This is a genomic window from Fundidesulfovibrio terrae (genome assembly GCF_022808915.1).
Taxonomy (GTDB): Bacteria; Desulfobacterota; Desulfovibrionia; order Desulfovibrionales; family Desulfovibrionaceae; genus Fundidesulfovibrio; species Fundidesulfovibrio terrae.
Map to the genome: position 1 here is coordinate 283,177 of NZ_JAKZFS010000004.1, position 16,483 is coordinate 299,659.

Annotated in this window: 14 protein-coding genes; all 14 read right to left on the reverse strand. The window is 65.5% G+C overall.

Features of this window, described 5'->3' with window-relative positions:
- Positions 1-144 precede the first annotated feature (144 nt).
- The 14 genes from ML540_RS14135 to ML540_RS14200 all read right to left on the reverse strand — a co-directional run bounded on the left by ML540_RS14135 (position 145) and on the right by ML540_RS14200 (position 16,466).
- On the reverse strand, positions 145-1,314 hold the full coding sequence (locus ML540_RS14135) for a glycosyltransferase family 4 protein (RefSeq protein ID WP_243362304.1): 1,170 nt from the start codon (positions 1,312-1,314) through the stop codon (positions 145-147).
- Positions 1,314-2,123 carry a class I SAM-dependent methyltransferase gene (locus ML540_RS14140; RefSeq protein WP_243362311.1) on the reverse strand — a complete coding sequence of 270 codons (810 nt, stop codon included), beginning with the start codon at positions 2,121-2,123 and terminating at the stop codon, positions 1,314-1,316. The genes ML540_RS14135 and ML540_RS14140 overlap by 1 nt, the downstream gene beginning before the upstream one ends.
- 55 nt (positions 2,124-2,178) lie before the next feature.
- Positions 2,179-4,038: an asparagine synthase (glutamine-hydrolyzing) gene (gene asnB / locus ML540_RS14145; RefSeq protein WP_243362313.1), complete on the reverse strand. Its 1,860-nt coding sequence runs from the start codon at positions 4,036-4,038 to the stop codon at positions 2,179-2,181.
- 6 nt (positions 4,039-4,044) lie between these two features.
- The gene (locus ML540_RS14150) at positions 4,045-5,007 is read right to left on the reverse strand and encodes a glycosyltransferase family 2 protein (protein ID WP_243362315.1); all 963 of its coding nucleotides are present in this window, start codon (positions 5,005-5,007) and stop codon (positions 4,045-4,047) included.
- A gap of 144 nt (positions 5,008-5,151) precedes the next feature.
- A complete protein-coding gene (locus tag ML540_RS14155; RefSeq protein ID WP_243362317.1) occupies positions 5,152-6,816 on the reverse strand; it encodes a hypothetical protein in 1,665 nt (554 codons plus the stop codon).
- Positions 6,817-6,939: 123 nt separating this feature from the next.
- Complete coding sequence (locus tag ML540_RS14160) at positions 6,940-8,067, reverse strand: hypothetical protein (RefSeq protein WP_243362319.1); 1,128 nt, start codon at positions 8,065-8,067, stop codon at positions 6,940-6,942.
- 1 nt (position 8,068) lies between these two features.
- Entirely contained in the window at positions 8,069-9,019 is a 951-nt protein-coding gene (locus ML540_RS14165; RefSeq protein WP_243362327.1) for an efflux RND transporter periplasmic adaptor subunit, read from the reverse strand.
- Positions 9,020-9,022: 3 nt separating this feature from the next.
- Positions 9,023-10,531: a TolC family protein gene (locus tag ML540_RS14170; protein WP_243362329.1), complete on the reverse strand. Its 1,509-nt coding sequence runs from the start codon at positions 10,529-10,531 to the stop codon at positions 9,023-9,025.
- Positions 10,532-10,546: 15 nt separating this feature from the next.
- Positions 10,547-11,233, reverse strand: coding sequence for an ABC transporter ATP-binding protein (locus ML540_RS14175; protein ID WP_243362331.1), 687 nt, complete (start codon positions 11,231-11,233; stop codon positions 10,547-10,549).
- Entirely contained in the window at positions 11,226-12,476 is a 1,251-nt protein-coding gene (locus ML540_RS14180) for an ABC transporter permease (protein WP_243362332.1), read from the reverse strand. The genes ML540_RS14175 and ML540_RS14180 overlap by 8 nt, the downstream gene beginning before the upstream one ends.
- A gap of 59 nt (positions 12,477-12,535) precedes the next feature.
- Positions 12,536-13,828, reverse strand: coding sequence for an aminotransferase class I/II-fold pyridoxal phosphate-dependent enzyme (locus ML540_RS14185; protein WP_243362340.1), 1,293 nt, complete (start codon positions 13,826-13,828; stop codon positions 12,536-12,538).
- Between the two features lie 115 nt (positions 13,829-13,943).
- Positions 13,944-14,423: a hypothetical protein gene (locus ML540_RS14190; protein WP_243362343.1), complete on the reverse strand. Its 480-nt coding sequence runs from the start codon at positions 14,421-14,423 to the stop codon at positions 13,944-13,946.
- The gene (locus tag ML540_RS14195) at positions 14,420-14,863 is read right to left on the reverse strand and encodes a hypothetical protein (protein WP_243362345.1); all 444 of its coding nucleotides are present in this window, start codon (positions 14,861-14,863) and stop codon (positions 14,420-14,422) included. The genes ML540_RS14190 and ML540_RS14195 overlap by 4 nt, the downstream gene beginning before the upstream one ends.
- A complete protein-coding gene (locus ML540_RS14200) occupies positions 14,853-16,466 on the reverse strand; it encodes a glycosyltransferase (RefSeq protein ID WP_243362347.1) in 1,614 nt (537 codons plus the stop codon). Before ML540_RS14200 ends, ML540_RS14195 begins: the two co-directional genes overlap by 11 nt.
- Positions 16,467-16,483 lie beyond the last annotated feature (17 nt).

Below are 16,483 nucleotides of genomic sequence, written 5' to 3' on the forward strand. Positions count from 1 at the left end.
GAAACGCTGGCCGGGGCGAAAAAGCGTTTCTAGTTGCGTGCAGGCGAAGAATGCGCACGCCCTGTCGTGGCGCCCGGCCCGGGCCCTCTCCGGCCGATTCCATGACCTGGCGCAGGGAAAATTCCGGCCAGGGCGGGGCCACGGTCATGGGCGGCGGGATCTTGAGGCGAGCCTGGCGCACAGGTCCAGGTAGCGCGCGGCCACGCCGCCCCAGGAGTAGTCGCGCTCCACCCGGCCTCGTCCGGCGCGGCCCATGCGCGAGCGCATCGTTTGCGCTTCGTCCCCGCCGGTTCCGATAAGCCGGGCCAGGGCCACGCACAGTTCCCCGGGCGAATCCGGCGCGACCAGCAGGCCTGATTCTTCCGGCACGACCAGCTCTTCGTTTCCGGCGATGCGGGTGGCCACCACGGGCAGCCCCGAGGCCATGGCCTCGAGCACGGCGTTGGGCATGCCCTCGTCGCGGGATGCGAACACGAACACGTCCATGTCGCGCAGCACCTCGGCCAGCTGCGGACGGCGCATCCAGCCCCGGAAGAACACCTTGGCCTCGATGCCGAGCTCCCTGGCCCGGGTCTCGAGTTCAGGGCGCTGGGGGCCATCGCCCGCGATGTGCAGCTCCCAGAGGGAGGAGTCCTGAAGCCGGCCCAGGGCGTCGAGCACCGTGTCCAGGCCTTTCTGGTAGACCACGCGACCGTGGAAGAAAAGCCGCACGGGGCCGGGCCTGCGCGCTTCCTCGCGGGGGTGGAAAAGCTCGGTGTCCGCGCCGTTGGGGATCACCGGATAATTGAGGTTCGGCTCGAAGGCTCGGGCCAGGGCCGCAAGCCCTGCGCTGTTTGGCACCACGGCCCCGGCCTTGCGCCACAGGAACCGGATGGCCGGGCCGGTGAGGGCGTGCATGCGGGCCAGGTCGTAAGGCTGGAAGCCCGGCACGTCGCCCCCCCGCAGCGACACCACGTAGGGAACGCCGCGAAGGGCCTTGAGGACCCAGGCCGACGGCCCGCTTGGGATGCCGAAAAAGGCCACGCAGGCGTCGGGCTTGAAGGACCTTGCGTAGAGCGGGACGTAGACGCAGGCGGTGGCCATGAACACGGCCATCTCCCAGCTGGCGCACTTCTCCTCGAAACGGCGCACGGTGGGGATGCGCCGGACGGTGAAGCCGTCGACACGTTCGTTGCGGGGAAAATCTCCGAAGGCCGAGGTGACCACCAGCACGTCGTGTCCCTGCCGGGCCATCTCCCGGGCAATGTGGGCAGTGGCGTTGCCCGCGCCGCCGCCCAGGGGCGGGTACTCGTAGTTGACCAGCAGGATGCGCATCAGGCGGGTTTCCTGCACACGATGGAGGCGGTGGTGGTGGCCAGGATGTCGCGGTTTCGCGAAGCGAACTCGGGGGCCAGGAAAGGGGCCACGGCGGCCAGACCGTCGGGGTCGGCGCTGCGCTCCACGACCTCCGCCTCGAAGCCGCAGCAGGACAGGGCGGCCAGATGGTCGTCCAAACGGTGGCGCGGCAGATCGCCCGGGTCCAGGAAGTTGTCCCAGGCGGCCTGGGAGAACGTCAGGAAGTGAAAGGGATATTTGAAGAAATGGTCGCGATAGTCCACCCGGTGCAGCATGGTCCCGCCCGAGGCCAGCACCCGGTGGCACTGGCGGAAGCAGGCGATCGGGTCGGCCACGTGCTCCAGCACCGAGTTGGACACGATGAGGTCCGCGCTGCCGGACTCCAGGGCGTCCAGGTCGCGCACCCGGTCCACCCGTCCCCCCAGGCCCGTTAATCCCCCTGGATGGCGCCGTGAGACGTCCTGGGCAATCCACGCGTCCAGTTCCGCGTCAAAGGGCGCAAAGGGCTCCACGCCCGTCCAGGAGCCCCCAAAGCGGGCGATCCATTCATGGCCCGTGCCGTTCGCCGCGCCGCAGCCCAGTTCCACCACGCGCGTCCCCCGGATGGCGACGCCGGCCTCCCGCGCCAGGCGCTGGTAGGCGGTGACGATGGGTTCGGGGTCCAGGCGTCCCTGGTTCACCCGCCAGTAGGGAATGAACGCGCCGATGCGGTCCAGCACCGCGCCGCTGAACAGGAAGCGGCGCACCAGGCGCAGGGTGACGTATTCCAGGTTGGACCAGAGGATCATGGACGCGCTCCACGAGGACGCATGCCTGGCCGCGCGGCAAGGGCGCGCGGGCGAGTCACGCGGCGCTCCTGCGCTGGTGGCGGCCAAGCACCCAGAGGTTCCACAGGGCCAGGCGGTGGTCCGCCTTGCCCGAGCGGTGTTCGTCCTCCAGGCGGGCGGCGCGGGAGCGGTCGATGCATCCGGGCAGGGACGCCGTGTCCAGGCGCAGGCGTCCCTCGTGGAACCACAGGCCCACGGGAGCGCCGAAGCCCTTCTTCTTGCGGTGTAGGATGTCGGCCGGCAGGACAGGCTCCAGGGCCTTCTTCAGGATGGACTTGCCCTGCCCGTTCGAGAACTTGAAGCGGTGGGGGATGCGCCGGGCCAGGTCCACCAGCTCGATGTCCAGGAAGGGGGCGCGCACCTCCAGGGAGTTCAGCATGCTGGCCCGGTCCACCTTGGTCAGGATGGCGTCCTGCAGGTAGAAGCGGGCGTAGAACTCAAGAGTCTTGTCGGTGAGGTCCTTGGCCGGGGTCTCGTCCCAGGCCTCTATGGCCTCGCTGTAGACCTCCTCGGGGTCGCAGGGCGCGGCGAAGAGCTCCGAGAGCATGGCCGGGTCCGCCGGGCCGAGCCAAACGGGGTTCCAGAGCTTTTTCGGGTGGGAGAGCCCGGACAGGAAGCGGTTCACCTTGAAGGAGACGTGCATGTTGGAGTGGCCCACGGGCAGGCGCGCGGCAAGCATCCGGAGGGCCTTGTGCACGGGGCGCGGGCACAGGGCGGCGTATGCCTCGGCCGCGGCCAGGGCCTTGAAGGGGTCATAGCCCGCGAAGAGCTCGTCGGCCCCATCCCCGCCCAGGGCCACGGTGACGTGCTTCCTGGTCTCGCGGCAGAGCAGGTACGTGGGCAACAGCGAACTGTCGCCCATGGGCTCGTCCAGGCGCGCGGCCAGGTCCGGCAGGATGTCCAGGGCCTTGTCCAGGCTCAGGGTCTCCTGGTGGTGGAGGGTGCCGAAGAGCTTGGCGGCGCGCAGGCTGTGGGTGGATTCGTCGAAGCTCGCCTCGGTGAAGCCCACGGAAAAGGTGCGCAGGGAACTCGCATGCCGAACGGCCAGGGCGGTGACGGCCGAGGAGTCGATGCCGCCCGAAAGGAACACCCCCAGGGGCACGTCGCTCATGAGGCGGCGGGCGACGGCTTTTTCCAGGAGATGGCGTATCTCCTCGCCCCAGGCGGCTTCCGGATCGGCCGGAAGCCGGTCGAGGGGCTCAACCCGGTAGGACCAGTAGCGCTCCACGCGGTGCGAGAAGTCCCTCAGGGACACCAGCATGGAGCACCCGCCCGGCAGCTTGCGCACCCCGGCGTACAGGCTGTTCGGGGCCGGGATGAAGCCGTAGGCGAAGTATTTGCGAAGCGCCAGTTCGTCATGGGAATCAGGGACGGCCGGATGGCTCGCAAGGCCCGACAGCTCCGAGGCGAAGGCGAAGAACCCCGGGCGGATGTGGTAATAGAGCGGCTTCTTGCCGAAGCGGTCGCGGCTTACAAACACCTCGCCCTTCTCGGCGTCGTGCACGGCGAAGGCCCACATGCCGTTAAGCCTTGCGGGCAGGGACGCGCCCCATTCCCGGTAGCCGTGCAGGAGCACCTCGGTGTCGCTATGGCTGGTGCGGAAGCGGTGGCCTTTGGCTTCGAGCTCGCGGCGCAGCTCCGCGTGGTTGTAGATTTCGCCGTTGAAGGTGACGGTGAGGCGCTCGTCGGCGGTGGCCATGGGCTGCGCGCCCGCGGCCAGGTCCACGATAGCCAGGCGCAGGTGGCCGAAGAAGAGCCTGTGGCCGGGGTGGCGGTAGGTGCCGCTGCCGTCCGGGCCGCGATGGGCCATGCGGGCCATCATGGCCTCAAGGACGGCCTGGTCGCCTTGCCCGGCGAAACCGCAGATGCCGCACACGGGGGGTCAGTCCCCGCTGTCGCAGTTTCGGGTCCTGTCCACGATGTAGGTGGGTTTGTCCTGGGACTCGTGGTACGTTCGCATGAGGATCTCCGCGATGAGCCCCATGAAGATGGACATGAACCCCATGAGGAAGAAGAGCACCACGGTAAGCGGCAGGGGCGTCTCGATGAAGCTCTTGCCCGCGAAAAACTTCAGATAGAGCATGAGCAGAAACATCAGGAAGGCCACCAGCAGCGCCACCAGCCCGAACCCGCCGAAGAGGTACATGGGCTTCTGAGCGTATTTGTCCAGGAACTTCACAACGATAAGGTCGAGGATGACCTTGACGGTGCGCTCGAAGCCGTACTTCGAGACCCCGTGAACTCGCGGATAGTGGGTGACGCCCACCTCGGTGACCTTGGCCCCCTGCCAGGTGGCGTAGATGGGCACGAAGCGGTGCATCTCGCCGTAGAGCTTCACGCCCTTGATGATCTCCTTGCGGTAGGCCTTGAGCGAGCAGCCGTAGTCGTGCAGATGCACGCCGGAGATGGCGGAGATGATGAAGTTGGCCACCCGGCTAGGGAAGTTGCGCTTGAGGGGGTGGTCCTGGCGGTCTTTTCTCCAGCCTGACACCACGTCGTAGCCTTCGGCCAGCTTGGCCAGGAGCTTGGGGATGTCGGCCGGGTCGTTCTGCAGGTCGCCGTCCATGGGGATGAGGATATCCCCGGAGGCGGCGTCGATGCCCGCCATCATGGCCGGGGTCTGGCCGAAGTTGCGGCGCAGATGGATGACCTTCACCCGGTTGTCGGCCTGGGCCACTTCCTTGAGGCGCGCGGCTGTCTGGTCGGTGGAGCCGTCGTCCACGATGATGACCTCGTAGGGGCGGCCCATGGTGTCGAGCACTTCGGAAAGCTTCTCGTGCAGCGGGTGGATGTTGTCCGCCTCGTTGAACACGGGGATGATGATCGAAAGGGATTGTTCTCGCATGCTTGGGGACCGGACTACACCAGAGAGCCCTGGGCATCAACCCTGGGCGGCAATTTGCAGAATTGTAGCGCTGTGTTGGCTAGATGAATCATTTCCATGCATTGTGACGGCACGAAGCCGGGACGGTGTTCAAAGGGCGGCGCTCTAGCCCCGGCTATAGGGGCGCAGGTCGATGAGGAAAGCTCCCGGCCGCAGGGGGATGCGGGCGAAGCGCGACTGGTCCAGCACCGCGAAATGCGTCCGGTCCCGGGTCATATCCCTGATGGCCTGGCCGAAGGGCTCGAAGAAGGGGTCGCGGGTGAGGAACTCGCGGGTGAAGTGGGACTCGTCCACCAGCAGGAAGTCCACGCCGAAGTGTTTGGCGAAGGCCGCGACATCGGCTGCGTCCTCGGCGTAGTAGGCGGCGAAGAGCCCGTCCAGGCGCGGGCGGATCTGGTTCCAGTAGCCCACACTCCAGGGCTGGGCCAGCTCGGTGTTCACGAAGCCGTTGCGTTTCGCGAAGGTCTGGACATTGTCCATGAGGTCGGGATGCCCGGCGACCAGGGCGTCCTTGGGCGTGGCGGCCTCGACGCCATCGTAGAGCGCCTTGTCCGGACGCAGGTCGTAGAGTCCCACCCCCATCAGGCGCACCCCGCCGGCCACTGCCAAGACGGCCAGGAGGGCGACGGTCGCGCCTTTCCCGGTCCAGGCCCGGCGCGCCCGCCAAGCCGCGCGGAGGCAGGCGGACAGAAGCAGGGCGTAAAAGAGGTTGATCGGGTACTGCACGTAGCGGTCGGGCACGAACAGGGCGAAGGCCCTGGCCCGGGCCATCACGTAAAAGAGGAGGAACGACCCGCCGATCCAGGCCAGCGGCTTCGCCCGCCGGGCCAGCTCGCGCCAGGGGAGCTGGCCCGCCCCCTTCCAGAGCGGCCAGGCCAGCAGGCACAGGCTCAGGATGCCCGGAATCAGGGTGAGTTCCTTGAACAGACCGATGCCCTCGAAGGGAAAATACACGAAATCGAGGAAGGGATTGGGCAGCGGCGCCAGGTCCAGGCGGCCCTTGGGACCGAATTCCGGCCTGCCTGCCGTTTCAGCCAGGCTGACCAGGGGCCCGAAGCCCTTCATGGCGTACACCTGGGTGAAGGCCAGCACGGCCGCGGCTGAAGCCACCAGGACGATCCAGTGCCTGCGGGTGTTCAGCCATACCCCTGGGCGCCCCTTGACGTGGGACCAGGCTTTCTGGGCCGTGACCGCCAGGGCGCAGGGCAGGAAGATGTACGGGATGAACAGCGCCTGCGCCGCCAGCACCCGGCCGAGCCACGTGCCGCTGCCGAGGAGCCAGGCCAGGGCGAAGGCGGCCAGCAAGGGGCTGGCAAAGGCGCGTGAAAGTCCGCCCGCCATGTTGTCCAGGAAGAACGGCATGAGCCAGCCTGCAGCCAGCGCGGCCCACCCCGCGTCCCTTCCGCCCAGGCGGCGGCCCAGCCCCATGAGAAGCAGGCACTGCGCACAGTAGAGCGCGCCCGTGACCACCTTGCTGAACTGCAGCGGGTTCATGAACCACGATCCGCACCAGTACAGGAACTTCACGCCCCACGGGACGTAGGCTTCGGAGTAGGCGTTCAGGAGGTCCGGCGGATAGAGGGCCGGGTCGAGCCAGCGCTGCATCCAGAAGATCTGCTGGCGCAGGTCGTCGTTTATGACCAGCGGGCTGGCCAGGGATTTCCAGTGGGCCAGGCAGAAGACCGCCGCACTGGCCGCCAGGGCGACCAGCCACCGGGACGCCGGGATAGCCGGTTCGGCCGGGCCTGATTTCGTATGGTCCATGATCATGCTGTCGATGCCGCCGAAAGGTCCGGAGCCGTACCCGTTGCCCCTAAAGGGGATTCCAAAGGGACTGGTCCCTTTGGCCACCGGAGGCTTTCCCTGGCGATTCCTCCCGCTCTCCCGGCCCGATCAGATTTCCCGGTCGTAGAGCCTGAAGGTACGCCACTTGCGGCCGCCGAACATCTGCAGGGTCTTGTTCCACTTCACCAGCGACTCGGGGATGAGCGAGCAGTCGCACCACACGCCCGCGCTCTTCCAGCGGTTCAGGGTGATCATGATGTTCATGATGAGCGCGTAGTGGAGCTTGCGCCACTGGTGCGACTTCTTCACGCCGATGATGATGGCCCTGGAGGCCTTGAGGGGCGCGATGCGGCAGTCGTAGAGCAGGCGCAGCATGCCCAGCCAGTTCAGCTTGCCGCCGGTCTTGTGCAGGGTGTGGTTGATGTCCGGAGCCACGACGCTGAACGCCAGGATCTCGCCGTTTTCCTCGATGAAGCTCACGAGTTCGGGGCGCAGCACGGGTTTGAGCTGCACGAAGATGTCGTTGAACTGGCGCTCGGTCAGCGGCACGTGGCCCCAGTTCTTGTCCCAGAGGGTGTTGAACATCTCCAGGACTTCCGGGCCGCGCTTGATGAATTCGCTGGTCTTGCCCTGGGTGATGGTGAGCCCGGCGGCGGCCATGATGTCGTCGCGGCGCTTGATGAGCTCTTCCAGGGGCATGGGCAGCTTGTCGATGATGTAGCCGAACCAGTCGAAGGACTTCCTGAATCCCCAGTTCTCCACGAGCTTCTCGTAGTAAGGGGGATTGTAGGTGTGGAACATCACCGGGCGTTCGCCGTAGCCCTGGATGCAAAGCCCCACCTCGTCGTAGATGCCGAACGAGAGCGGCCCGTGCAGCTTGGTCTTGCCCCGGGCCTTCACCCAGTCGGCGGCGGTCTGGAACAGGGCGTTGGCCGTGTCCTGGTCGTCGATGCACTCGAAGAAGCCGAAGAAGCCGGTGTCGGTATCGTGGTGCTTCTCGTAGGCGAAGTTCAGGTGCGCGCTGATGCGCCCGACGACCTTGTCCCCGTCCTTGGCCAGAAAGAGCTGGACCTGGCCCACCTCGTAGAAGGGGCCGGTCTTGGGGTCCAGGAAGGAGCGCAGGTGGGGAATGACGGGGGGGACCCAATGCGGGTCCCCCTCGTAGATCGAAAACGGAAACTGGATGAAGTCTTCCATGTCCTGCTTGGAGGACACGGGGATGATGCGCGCTGTCATGCTATTTCTTGGGGATGATGGTCACCTGCGCCTTGAGACCCTCCTTGAGGGCATAGTCGGCGTTGGGCAGGGTGAGCTCGATTTCGTAGTAGGAGGGCTGCTGCAGCGCCGTGGGCAGGGGCGCCCAGGGGATGCGGCTGACCGTAGCCGTGAATTCCTTCCCGGGGATGGAGTCGAAGACAACCTTGGCCTGGTCGCCCAGCTTCAGGCGCAGGGCCTCGATCTCGTGCACCTGGGCGCGGATGAGGATGGGGTCCAGCACGCCCACCTGGAAGAGCTCGGTCTCACGGGCGAGCTTCACGCCCTTGCGCAGCTCGGGGTTGATCCAGAGCACGTAGCCGTCCACCGGGGCCTTGATGATGCCTTCGCTCGGCAGCGATCCGAAGTTGGCCTTGGGACCGAAGCGGTCGCGGGCCAGATCCAGGCGCTGCTGGGCCTGTTCCTTCTCCACCGCGAGCTTCTCCTGCTGGGCCACGCGCTGCTTTTCGAGCACGTCGATCTCCTGGGCGTTCTGGGCGAGCGCCTGGGAGGTGGCCATGTTCTGCTTCTCCATGACCTCGAGTTCCTTGCGCTTGACGCGCAGCTTGTCGATGTCCCGGGCGGTGGTGGCCAGCTGGTGCTCCAGATCCTTGACCGACGCCAGGGACAGGGTGCGCTTCTCGGACATGCGCGTTTCCAGCGGGATCTCGAAAGTGGCCAGCACGTCGTCCTTCTTCACCTTCTGACCGATGGCCACGGGCATGGACATGATCTGCGAGGTGTAGGGCAGGGTGACGGAAAGCTTCAGCGGGCTGTAAAGCTTGCCGGCGAAGATGATCTCCTGAGCCAGAGGAGAGGGGTCGACGGGCTTGGCCTGCTGCGGCGCGGCCGGGGCCTGCGCCTGGTTCTGGGCGTGGGCCGCGCAGGGCAGGAGCGCAAGGGCCAGAGTGAGGCAAAGTGAACGTATCGTCATCGCTTATTTCTCCCAGGCGGCGACGTCGACGTACTGGCCCTGGAGGTCGCCGGTGAGGTGCTTGAGGGTGAGGAGCGCGACGTCGCGCTTGGTCTGCTCCAGGATCATTTTCTGCCGCGCCTCGTAGAATTCGTTGCGGTCGGTGACGTACTTGTCGAAGTCCACCTGGCCGGTCTTGTAGCGGTATTCGGTCTGCTCGTCCTGGAGCTTGTTGAGCTCCATCTTGGAGTTGGCCAGGGTGAAGTCGGCCGTGGTGGCCTGGTAGTCGGACATGGCCTTCTGCACGCTGACCATGAGCTCGAACTCCTTGGCCCGCGCGCCGGCGTAGACCTGGTCCATCTTCTTGTACTGGCGGGCGATCTCGCGGCCCCTGGTCCAGTAGTCCAGCGGCATGCTGATGTTGATGCCGGGATAGAAGGGGAAGCCGCTCTTGTTGCTGCTGGTGCTGGTGTTGTTGAAGGCGTCCACGGTCTGGAAGGTGAAACCGAAGGTGGGCAGGAGCTTCACGTAGGACAGGCCGATGTTCATCTTCTGAAGGTTCTTCTCGTACTCCTGGATGCGCAGGTCGAAGGAGTAGGCGCGGACCTTCTCGTCGGTGACGTCGGCCGGGCTGAACTTGCCCAGGATCTGTTTCTTGGCGGCGGCCACGTCCAGATCGAGCTTGTTGGTGAAGGGCACGCCCAGGATGAACTTGATGTCGTCCATGACCATGGCCCGCATGGAGTTGACCTTGTCGTCCTCGGCCTTGGTCATCTGGATGCGGGTTTCGGCGATGCGGATGTCCAACTGGGTGGCCTGGCCCATGCCGAGCCTGGTCTTGAAGAACTCGAGGTTCTGCTTGGCCAGTTCCTGCTTCTTCTTCACCACTTCCTTCTGCTCCTGCATGGCCGAGAGTTGGAGGAAGTCGGAGGCCAGACGCTTGAGACCCTCGCCGATGACCTTGAGGTGGCCCAGAACTGCGATGTTGGTCATCTGGTTCTTGGCCTTGACGTCGAACCCGGCCAGAATGGGGTTCCACTGGCTGGTGGAGAAGCTGATGGTGTAGGGCTTGTCCGTGGTTCCGTCGGTCTTGGTGGGCATGCGGAACCAGTAGGTGGTGTTGATGCTGATGGTGGGAATGAAGGTGCCCCAGGCGTCCTGGACGTCCAGGCGCTTGGTTTCGATCTCCAGGGCGGATTTCACCAGCATGGGCGACTGCACCAGGGCCACGCGCACGCATTCGTTGAAATCGGCGGGCTCCTTGACGGTGGTGGACATCTCCTTGGAGGAGTCCATGGGAGGAGCCATGTCCTGGCCCTTGGCGGGAGCGGGCTGGGCCGTTTCGGTGGCCTTGGCCGGAGGGGCGGTGGGCAGCGTCTCGGACTGCAAGGGCTTGACCTCGCCCGACTTCACCGTGGCGCCCTTGGTCTGCTGGGCCATGGCCGGACAGGCCCAGGCCAGGGCGAGGCAGGCCAGGACGGCCAGGGTTTTGAATCCGGACGGGAGCCTAACCGGGCCAGCTGTGCGGTGCATCATGTCTCTCCAGGGCTAATAGGGCTTGAGCAGTCCTTCGGACAAAAGGCTTTTCCGGGAGCAGCGCTCGGCCGTGGCCGCGTCGTGGGTGACGATGACCATGGCGACCCTGGCCTCCTCGGTGATTTTCACGAAGTAATCCATGACGCGTTCAGAGTTGGCCTGGTCGAGCTGTCCGGTGGGCTCGTCGGCCAGGATGAACTCGGGTTCGTTCACCAGGGCGCGCGCGATGGACACGCGCTGGCGTTCGCCGCCCGACAGGCGGTTGGAGGGCTGGCGCACCCGGTGCTCCAGGTTGACCCGTTGCAGGGCCTCCATGATCATGTCGGGCCGTTCCCGGCGTTTAACCCCGGTATAGATCAGGGGCAACTCCAAATTCTCGTATACCGTGGAATTCTCGAGCAAATCGCAGCTCTGGAACACGAAGCCCATCTTCTCGCGGCGGAATATCGCCTGGGCGTCGCGGTCCAGCGACAGCACGTCCACACCGGCCACATTGTACACGCCGCTGGTGGCGGGCTGGAAAATGCCCAGGATGAAGAGCAGCGTGGACTTGCCCGAGCCGGATGGGCCCATGATGGCCACCATCTCGCCCCGGCGGACCTCGAGGTTGATGTCCTTGAGCACGGAGATCTTCTCCGCCCCCGAGTTGTAGTCCTTGGTCAGGTGCTGGATGTCGATGACGAGTTCGCTGTTATTCATAACGCATGGCGTCCACGACCTGCATCCGGCTGGCCCGGATGGAGGGATAGAGTCCCGAGCCGACTCCCAGCACGGCGGCGAAGGCCAGGCCGGCCGAGAGGCACAGGAAGAAAAGGCCCTCTGGGGGGCTCGAGCCGAGCATGCGGCTCATGTATTCGATGCCCACGCGCCCGATGAGCACGCCCAGGAAGGCGGAGGAGAAGGTGACGGTGAGGGCCTCGAAGAGAAACTGCCACAGGATGTCGGAGTCTTCCGCGCCCATGGCCTTTTTCAGGCCGATCTCGCGGGTGCGGGCCGTGACCGCCGCCATCATGATGTTCCAGATGCCGAAGCCGCCCAGCACCAGGGTGGCGCCGATGGAGGCGTAGATGAACAGGCTCACCCACCAGAACATGCGCTGCACCTGCTGCAGGGGCTCCCAGCCCACCTGGATGCGCAGGCCCTTGTTGGACTGGTTGGCGGGGATGACGGACTCCAGGGCGGCGGCCACGGGGGCCACGTCGTCCCAGGTGTTGCAGCGGATGTACAGGCTCGAGATCTCCGAGATGTTGGGGATGCGGGCCTGGGCCGTGGTGATGGGCAAAAAGGCCATGAGGGTCTTGTCGGCCGCGCGCACGCCGCCGATGATGCCCACCACGTGGTAGAGGTTGTTGTCCAGGCTGAGCATCTGGCCGATGGCGGCCTCGGGGGAGCCGAAGATGGTTTTGGCCAGGTCCTGGCCGAGCACGCACACCTTGTTGCCCAGGGCGATGTCCTCGGCGGTGAAGAGCCTGCCCAGGCGGGGCGTGAAGGAGAACAGCGACCAGTAGTTGGCGTCCACGCCCAGCAGGTTGAAGCCGTAGACCTTTTCCTGGTAGGTGGTGGTGGCCCCGGAGCGCAGCCTGCTCTTGGTGACCTCCTTGACCCCCGGGATCTGCTCCACAGCCGCGATGGTGCCGGAGCGAAACCATTCCTGGCGGTCGTACATCTGGGGATCGAAGTGGGCGGCGATGATGGTCGCGCCGCCTAGGAGGTCCAGGTCGTTGTTGAAGTTGGCCTTGAGGTCGCGGCCCATGGTGACGATGGTGATGAAACCGGCGGTGCCCAGGGCGATGGCGGCCATGACGCCTATGTAGCGGCGGCGCTTGCGCAGAACCTCGCGGAAGCTGATGCGGATAAGGTCCCGGAAGCGCAGGAGTCTCGTCCCGCGGTCGGGAGGGAGAAAACCCGCTGCCCGGAGGCTTTGCAGTGATTTGTTTGCCATGCTTCTCATAGGGGCGGCCCGTGCCGCCACCTGATTAGACTATCCGAATAACGGTATGGTTACAACAAGGACTGGCTGGAGCGCGCTCCGGCGATGGTGGAGGCCTGTCCGGCCGCCGCTTCTTCCTCGGCCGCGACCTCGTCCTGGTCCTGGATGCGGATGCGGTACTTGCGCGCCATCTCGTCCATGACCTCCAGCACGAAGTCCAGCTGCCTGTCCTCGTGGGTGGACATGCAGGCGGTGCGGATGAGCGCCTGCCCGCGCGGCACGGCCGGATAGATGGCCGGCAGGGCGAAGATTCCCCTGTCGAAGAGCTCCTGGGCGAACATGAACGCCTTCTCGTCGGAGCCGATGGTGATGGGGATGATGGGCGAGAGCGACTGGGTGATGCGAAGCCCCATCTCGTTGTAGGCCTTGCGCATGCGGGCGGTGATGGAGTGCAGGCGCGTAACTCGCTCGGGCTCGGCCTCGAGGATGTCGATGCAGGTGAGCGCGGCGGTGGCGCTGGCCGCGGGCAGGGCCGCGGAGAAGATCTGGGTGCGCGACTGGTGTTGGATGTATTCGAGCACGTCCACGTGGTCCGAGGCGATGAAGCCGCCGATGGAGGCGAACGCCTTGGAGAAGGTGCCCATGATGAAGTCGGTCTGGGCGGTGACGCCGAAGTGCTCGGCCGTGCCCCGCCCATTAGGGCCCAGCACGCCCAGGCCGTGTGCGTCGTCCAGGTAGACGAGCAGGTCAGGGAACTGTTTCTTGAGCCCGGCCAGCTCGTCCATGACCGCCACGTCGCCGGACATGGAGAAGATGCCCTCGGTGATGAGCAGCACCTGTCCGTCGAAGTCGGGCTTGGCCATCTCCGAGGCGATCTTGCGGGCGGCGGACCCGGCGTCGTTGTGGACGAAGGTGCCCATTTTCTTGGTGCCGCCCAGGCCCGCGAAGATGGAGGCGTGGTTTTCGCGGTCGCAGAGCACGTAGTCGCTGGGGGTGAGCAGGCAGCCCAGGGCGCCCAGGTTGGTGGAGAACCCGGTGACGTGCAGCACGGCGCGCTTCTTGCCCACGAAGGCGGCCAAGCGTTCTTCCAGGGTCTGGTGCAGCACCATGTTGCCCGAGAGGAAGCGCGAGCCGCCGGGGCCGGTGCCCATGCGGAAGATGGCCTGGGCGGCGGCTTCCTTGACGCGGGCGTCATGGGCCAGTCCCAGGTAGTCGTTGGAGCCGATCATCACCAGGCGTTTCCCGGCGACCTCCACCTCGGTGCCCCAGGAGCGGTTGATGGGGCGGAAGTAGGGGTATATTCCCGCATCCCTCAGGTGGCGGGTGATGCCGGACACTTTCTGGCAGCGTTCATGCAATTTCATCGGCTGGCGTTCCTCACGAATGGATTTGCCTGGATGGCGGACGGAAGGCGCTTTATGCGCCATTTTAGGAAGGGGCCTCTACCCCAAATAGAGTTCCCCTGCAACCCTTCGCCTGTCAATGGTCCTGGGCGCTCAGGTATTCGCGGACGTGGCGGGCGTTTTCCTTCATGATTTTCCCAAGCGCTATGCGGGCCCGGTCGTATTGACCCGGGAAGGCCGGGGTGTAGTAGACCTCGTCGTCGTCATCGGCCAGCACCAGGGTGTAGCTGCGGGTCCAGACGCTGCGCTTGGCCGACCATTCCAGATAGATCCAGGCCAGGCGTTCGCGCCTGTCGGCGGTGATGGCCCGGGCCACGCCCCAGGCGTACGCCTCGCTTCCGGTTTCGGGCTTGCGGAACTTGACGAAGTCGGGGCGCTCGTACGTCAGGTCAGAGGATTGGCAGAAGCCGCGCGCCGCGGTTTCCCAGGCGGCCTGGTACTGGTCCACGGAAAGTCCGTGCAGGCCCATGGGCGGGTAGACGTATCCGTTCCAGAAGGCGAAGGAGCCGATGGCCAGGCCCAGAAGGACCGCAAGGATGAGCAGGAGGCGCTTCATTTTCCGGCCTCCCTCGGCGCGGACGGCCTGCACAGGCTCCAGCCCAGGGACCAGCCCTCGGCCTCGAGCCGCCTGGCCCGGGCGAGCTTCTCCTCGGCCATGTCCACGTAGTCGGCGTTGCGCGAGTCCTTGGCCGCGGTCTTGCGGATGGCCCGCTCCAGCCGGTCGCGGTTCACCAAGTCGCCATCCGGCGGATTTTCGCCCCGGGCCCGCATCTCGCGCCAGCGGATGTCCAGGGCCTTGCCGGTCTGGTAGTTGAAGTCGAAGTGGCGCTCCTTCATGATGAGGGAGTTCTCGCCGTCGTTCACGAGTCCCTGGTAGAAACGTCCGGGCTCGAGCGCGGGGTAGACCTCCGGCAGCTTCATGAATCCCTTCCAGGCGGTGAGCGCCAGGCAGAAGAAGAGACCCAGCTTCACCATGCGGGTGAGATCAATCCGCACGGGGGGACTCCTTGCGCTTGTAAATCACCAGCGGCTTCTGGGGCGGCCCGGCGGGAATGAAATAGTGGAACTGCGGCCCGGCCCGGTTGCCGAAGGTCTCGTCGGGCAGGTCCAGTTCGATGCGCTCGTAGTCGCGGGCCAGGTCCAGGTGGTTCTCGATGAACTCCCTGGGTGCGAAGAGGAATCCGTCGCGGTTGACGCGAACGTCGCGGCGCATGCTCACCCAGTCGGGCTTCTCGTCCAGGGCGATGGGGCCCTGCAGGCCGCCTATGATCCGGAAGGGCGTGTAGAACTGCAGGGGCATGTCCCCGTATTCGGCCAGGATGGTCTGTCCGGGCTTGGCGTTCTTCAGGAAGAAATTGACGAGGCTGATGTTCACGTCGGGATAGCCGCAGAGAACCTCGTTCAGATAGAGCTTGAGGGGGATGTTCACCGAGGTGAGCTGGCGCAGGTCGTTCTGCCAGGGGCGGTTGACGATGGCCAGGCGCTCCATGGGGATGATGTGCAGCCAGTTGGTGAGGCCCACCAGTATGAGAAACAGCGCCCCGGACGGTTTCGAGAACCGCCAGAGCGCGAGCCCGGCCCAGGCCAGCAGCATGGCGCACGCCGGATAGAAATGGACGATGTACCGGTGGAAGCGCTGGGGGAACAGGGACAAGATGAGCAGGCTTCCGATCATGATGAGCACCATGAACAGGCAGAAGCGTTCCGCCGGGGCCTGGGGGCCGCCCCGTCCCAGGAAGAACCCCCTCCAGCGCCAGGCCAGGGCGGCCAGCACCGGCAGGGGGATCATGTACATGATCCAGTCCGAGAAATAGAGCATGATGTTCTCGGGCACGAGCATGATGTTGAAGAGCGAGGACTGCCGGCCCATCCTGTAGAGGAAGATGCCCGGCACGATCATCACGCAGGAGATCGCTATGGCCAGGGCCACGCGCCTGAAGGAGAGATCCTTGCGGTAGAGCAGGATCGCCGCCGCAAGCAGCGGCGGCGACAGGGAGAGCAGCAGCAGGTAGTTGGCGTGGAAAAGAAGCCCGAGGCCCAGGCCGATGGCCAGGAGCGGCGGTGTGCGGCGTTTCCAGTCCCCCAGGAATCCCCAGAGGATCAGGAGCATGATGAGCCCGCCCGCCGCGTAGTAGCGTCCCTGGCGGGCGTAGAGGAGAAACGGCGTGTACACCGTGAGCAGGGCCGCCGAGACGCGCGCCCAGGCCAGGTCGCCGAAGCGGCTCATGATGAAGAGATACGTGGCCGCGATGCAGAGAAGGCCGGTGACGGCGAAAAAGAACCGGGCCCAGAAGGTGGAATGCGGGTCCACGAGCTGTCCGGCGGCGGAAATGTAGATCTGCAACCAGGGGGACCAGCGCCAGATCATGTCCTGGCCGAACTCCCTGCGCTCCTCCTGGGAGACGATGTTCACGCCGTCCGTGACGTAGGGCAGTCCGGTGCGCACGACGTTGCGGCCCAGGTTGGCGGTCTCGGCTTCGTCCTGCCACAGGGGGCGCGAACCGAGGTTTACGAATATGAGGAAGGCCCCCAGGGCCAGGATGGTCCAGAAAATTGGGTCGCGTAAGAAGCGGGAGTGGGTTGCGGATATGGTGCTCATGGTTTAAGCGGCGGTTC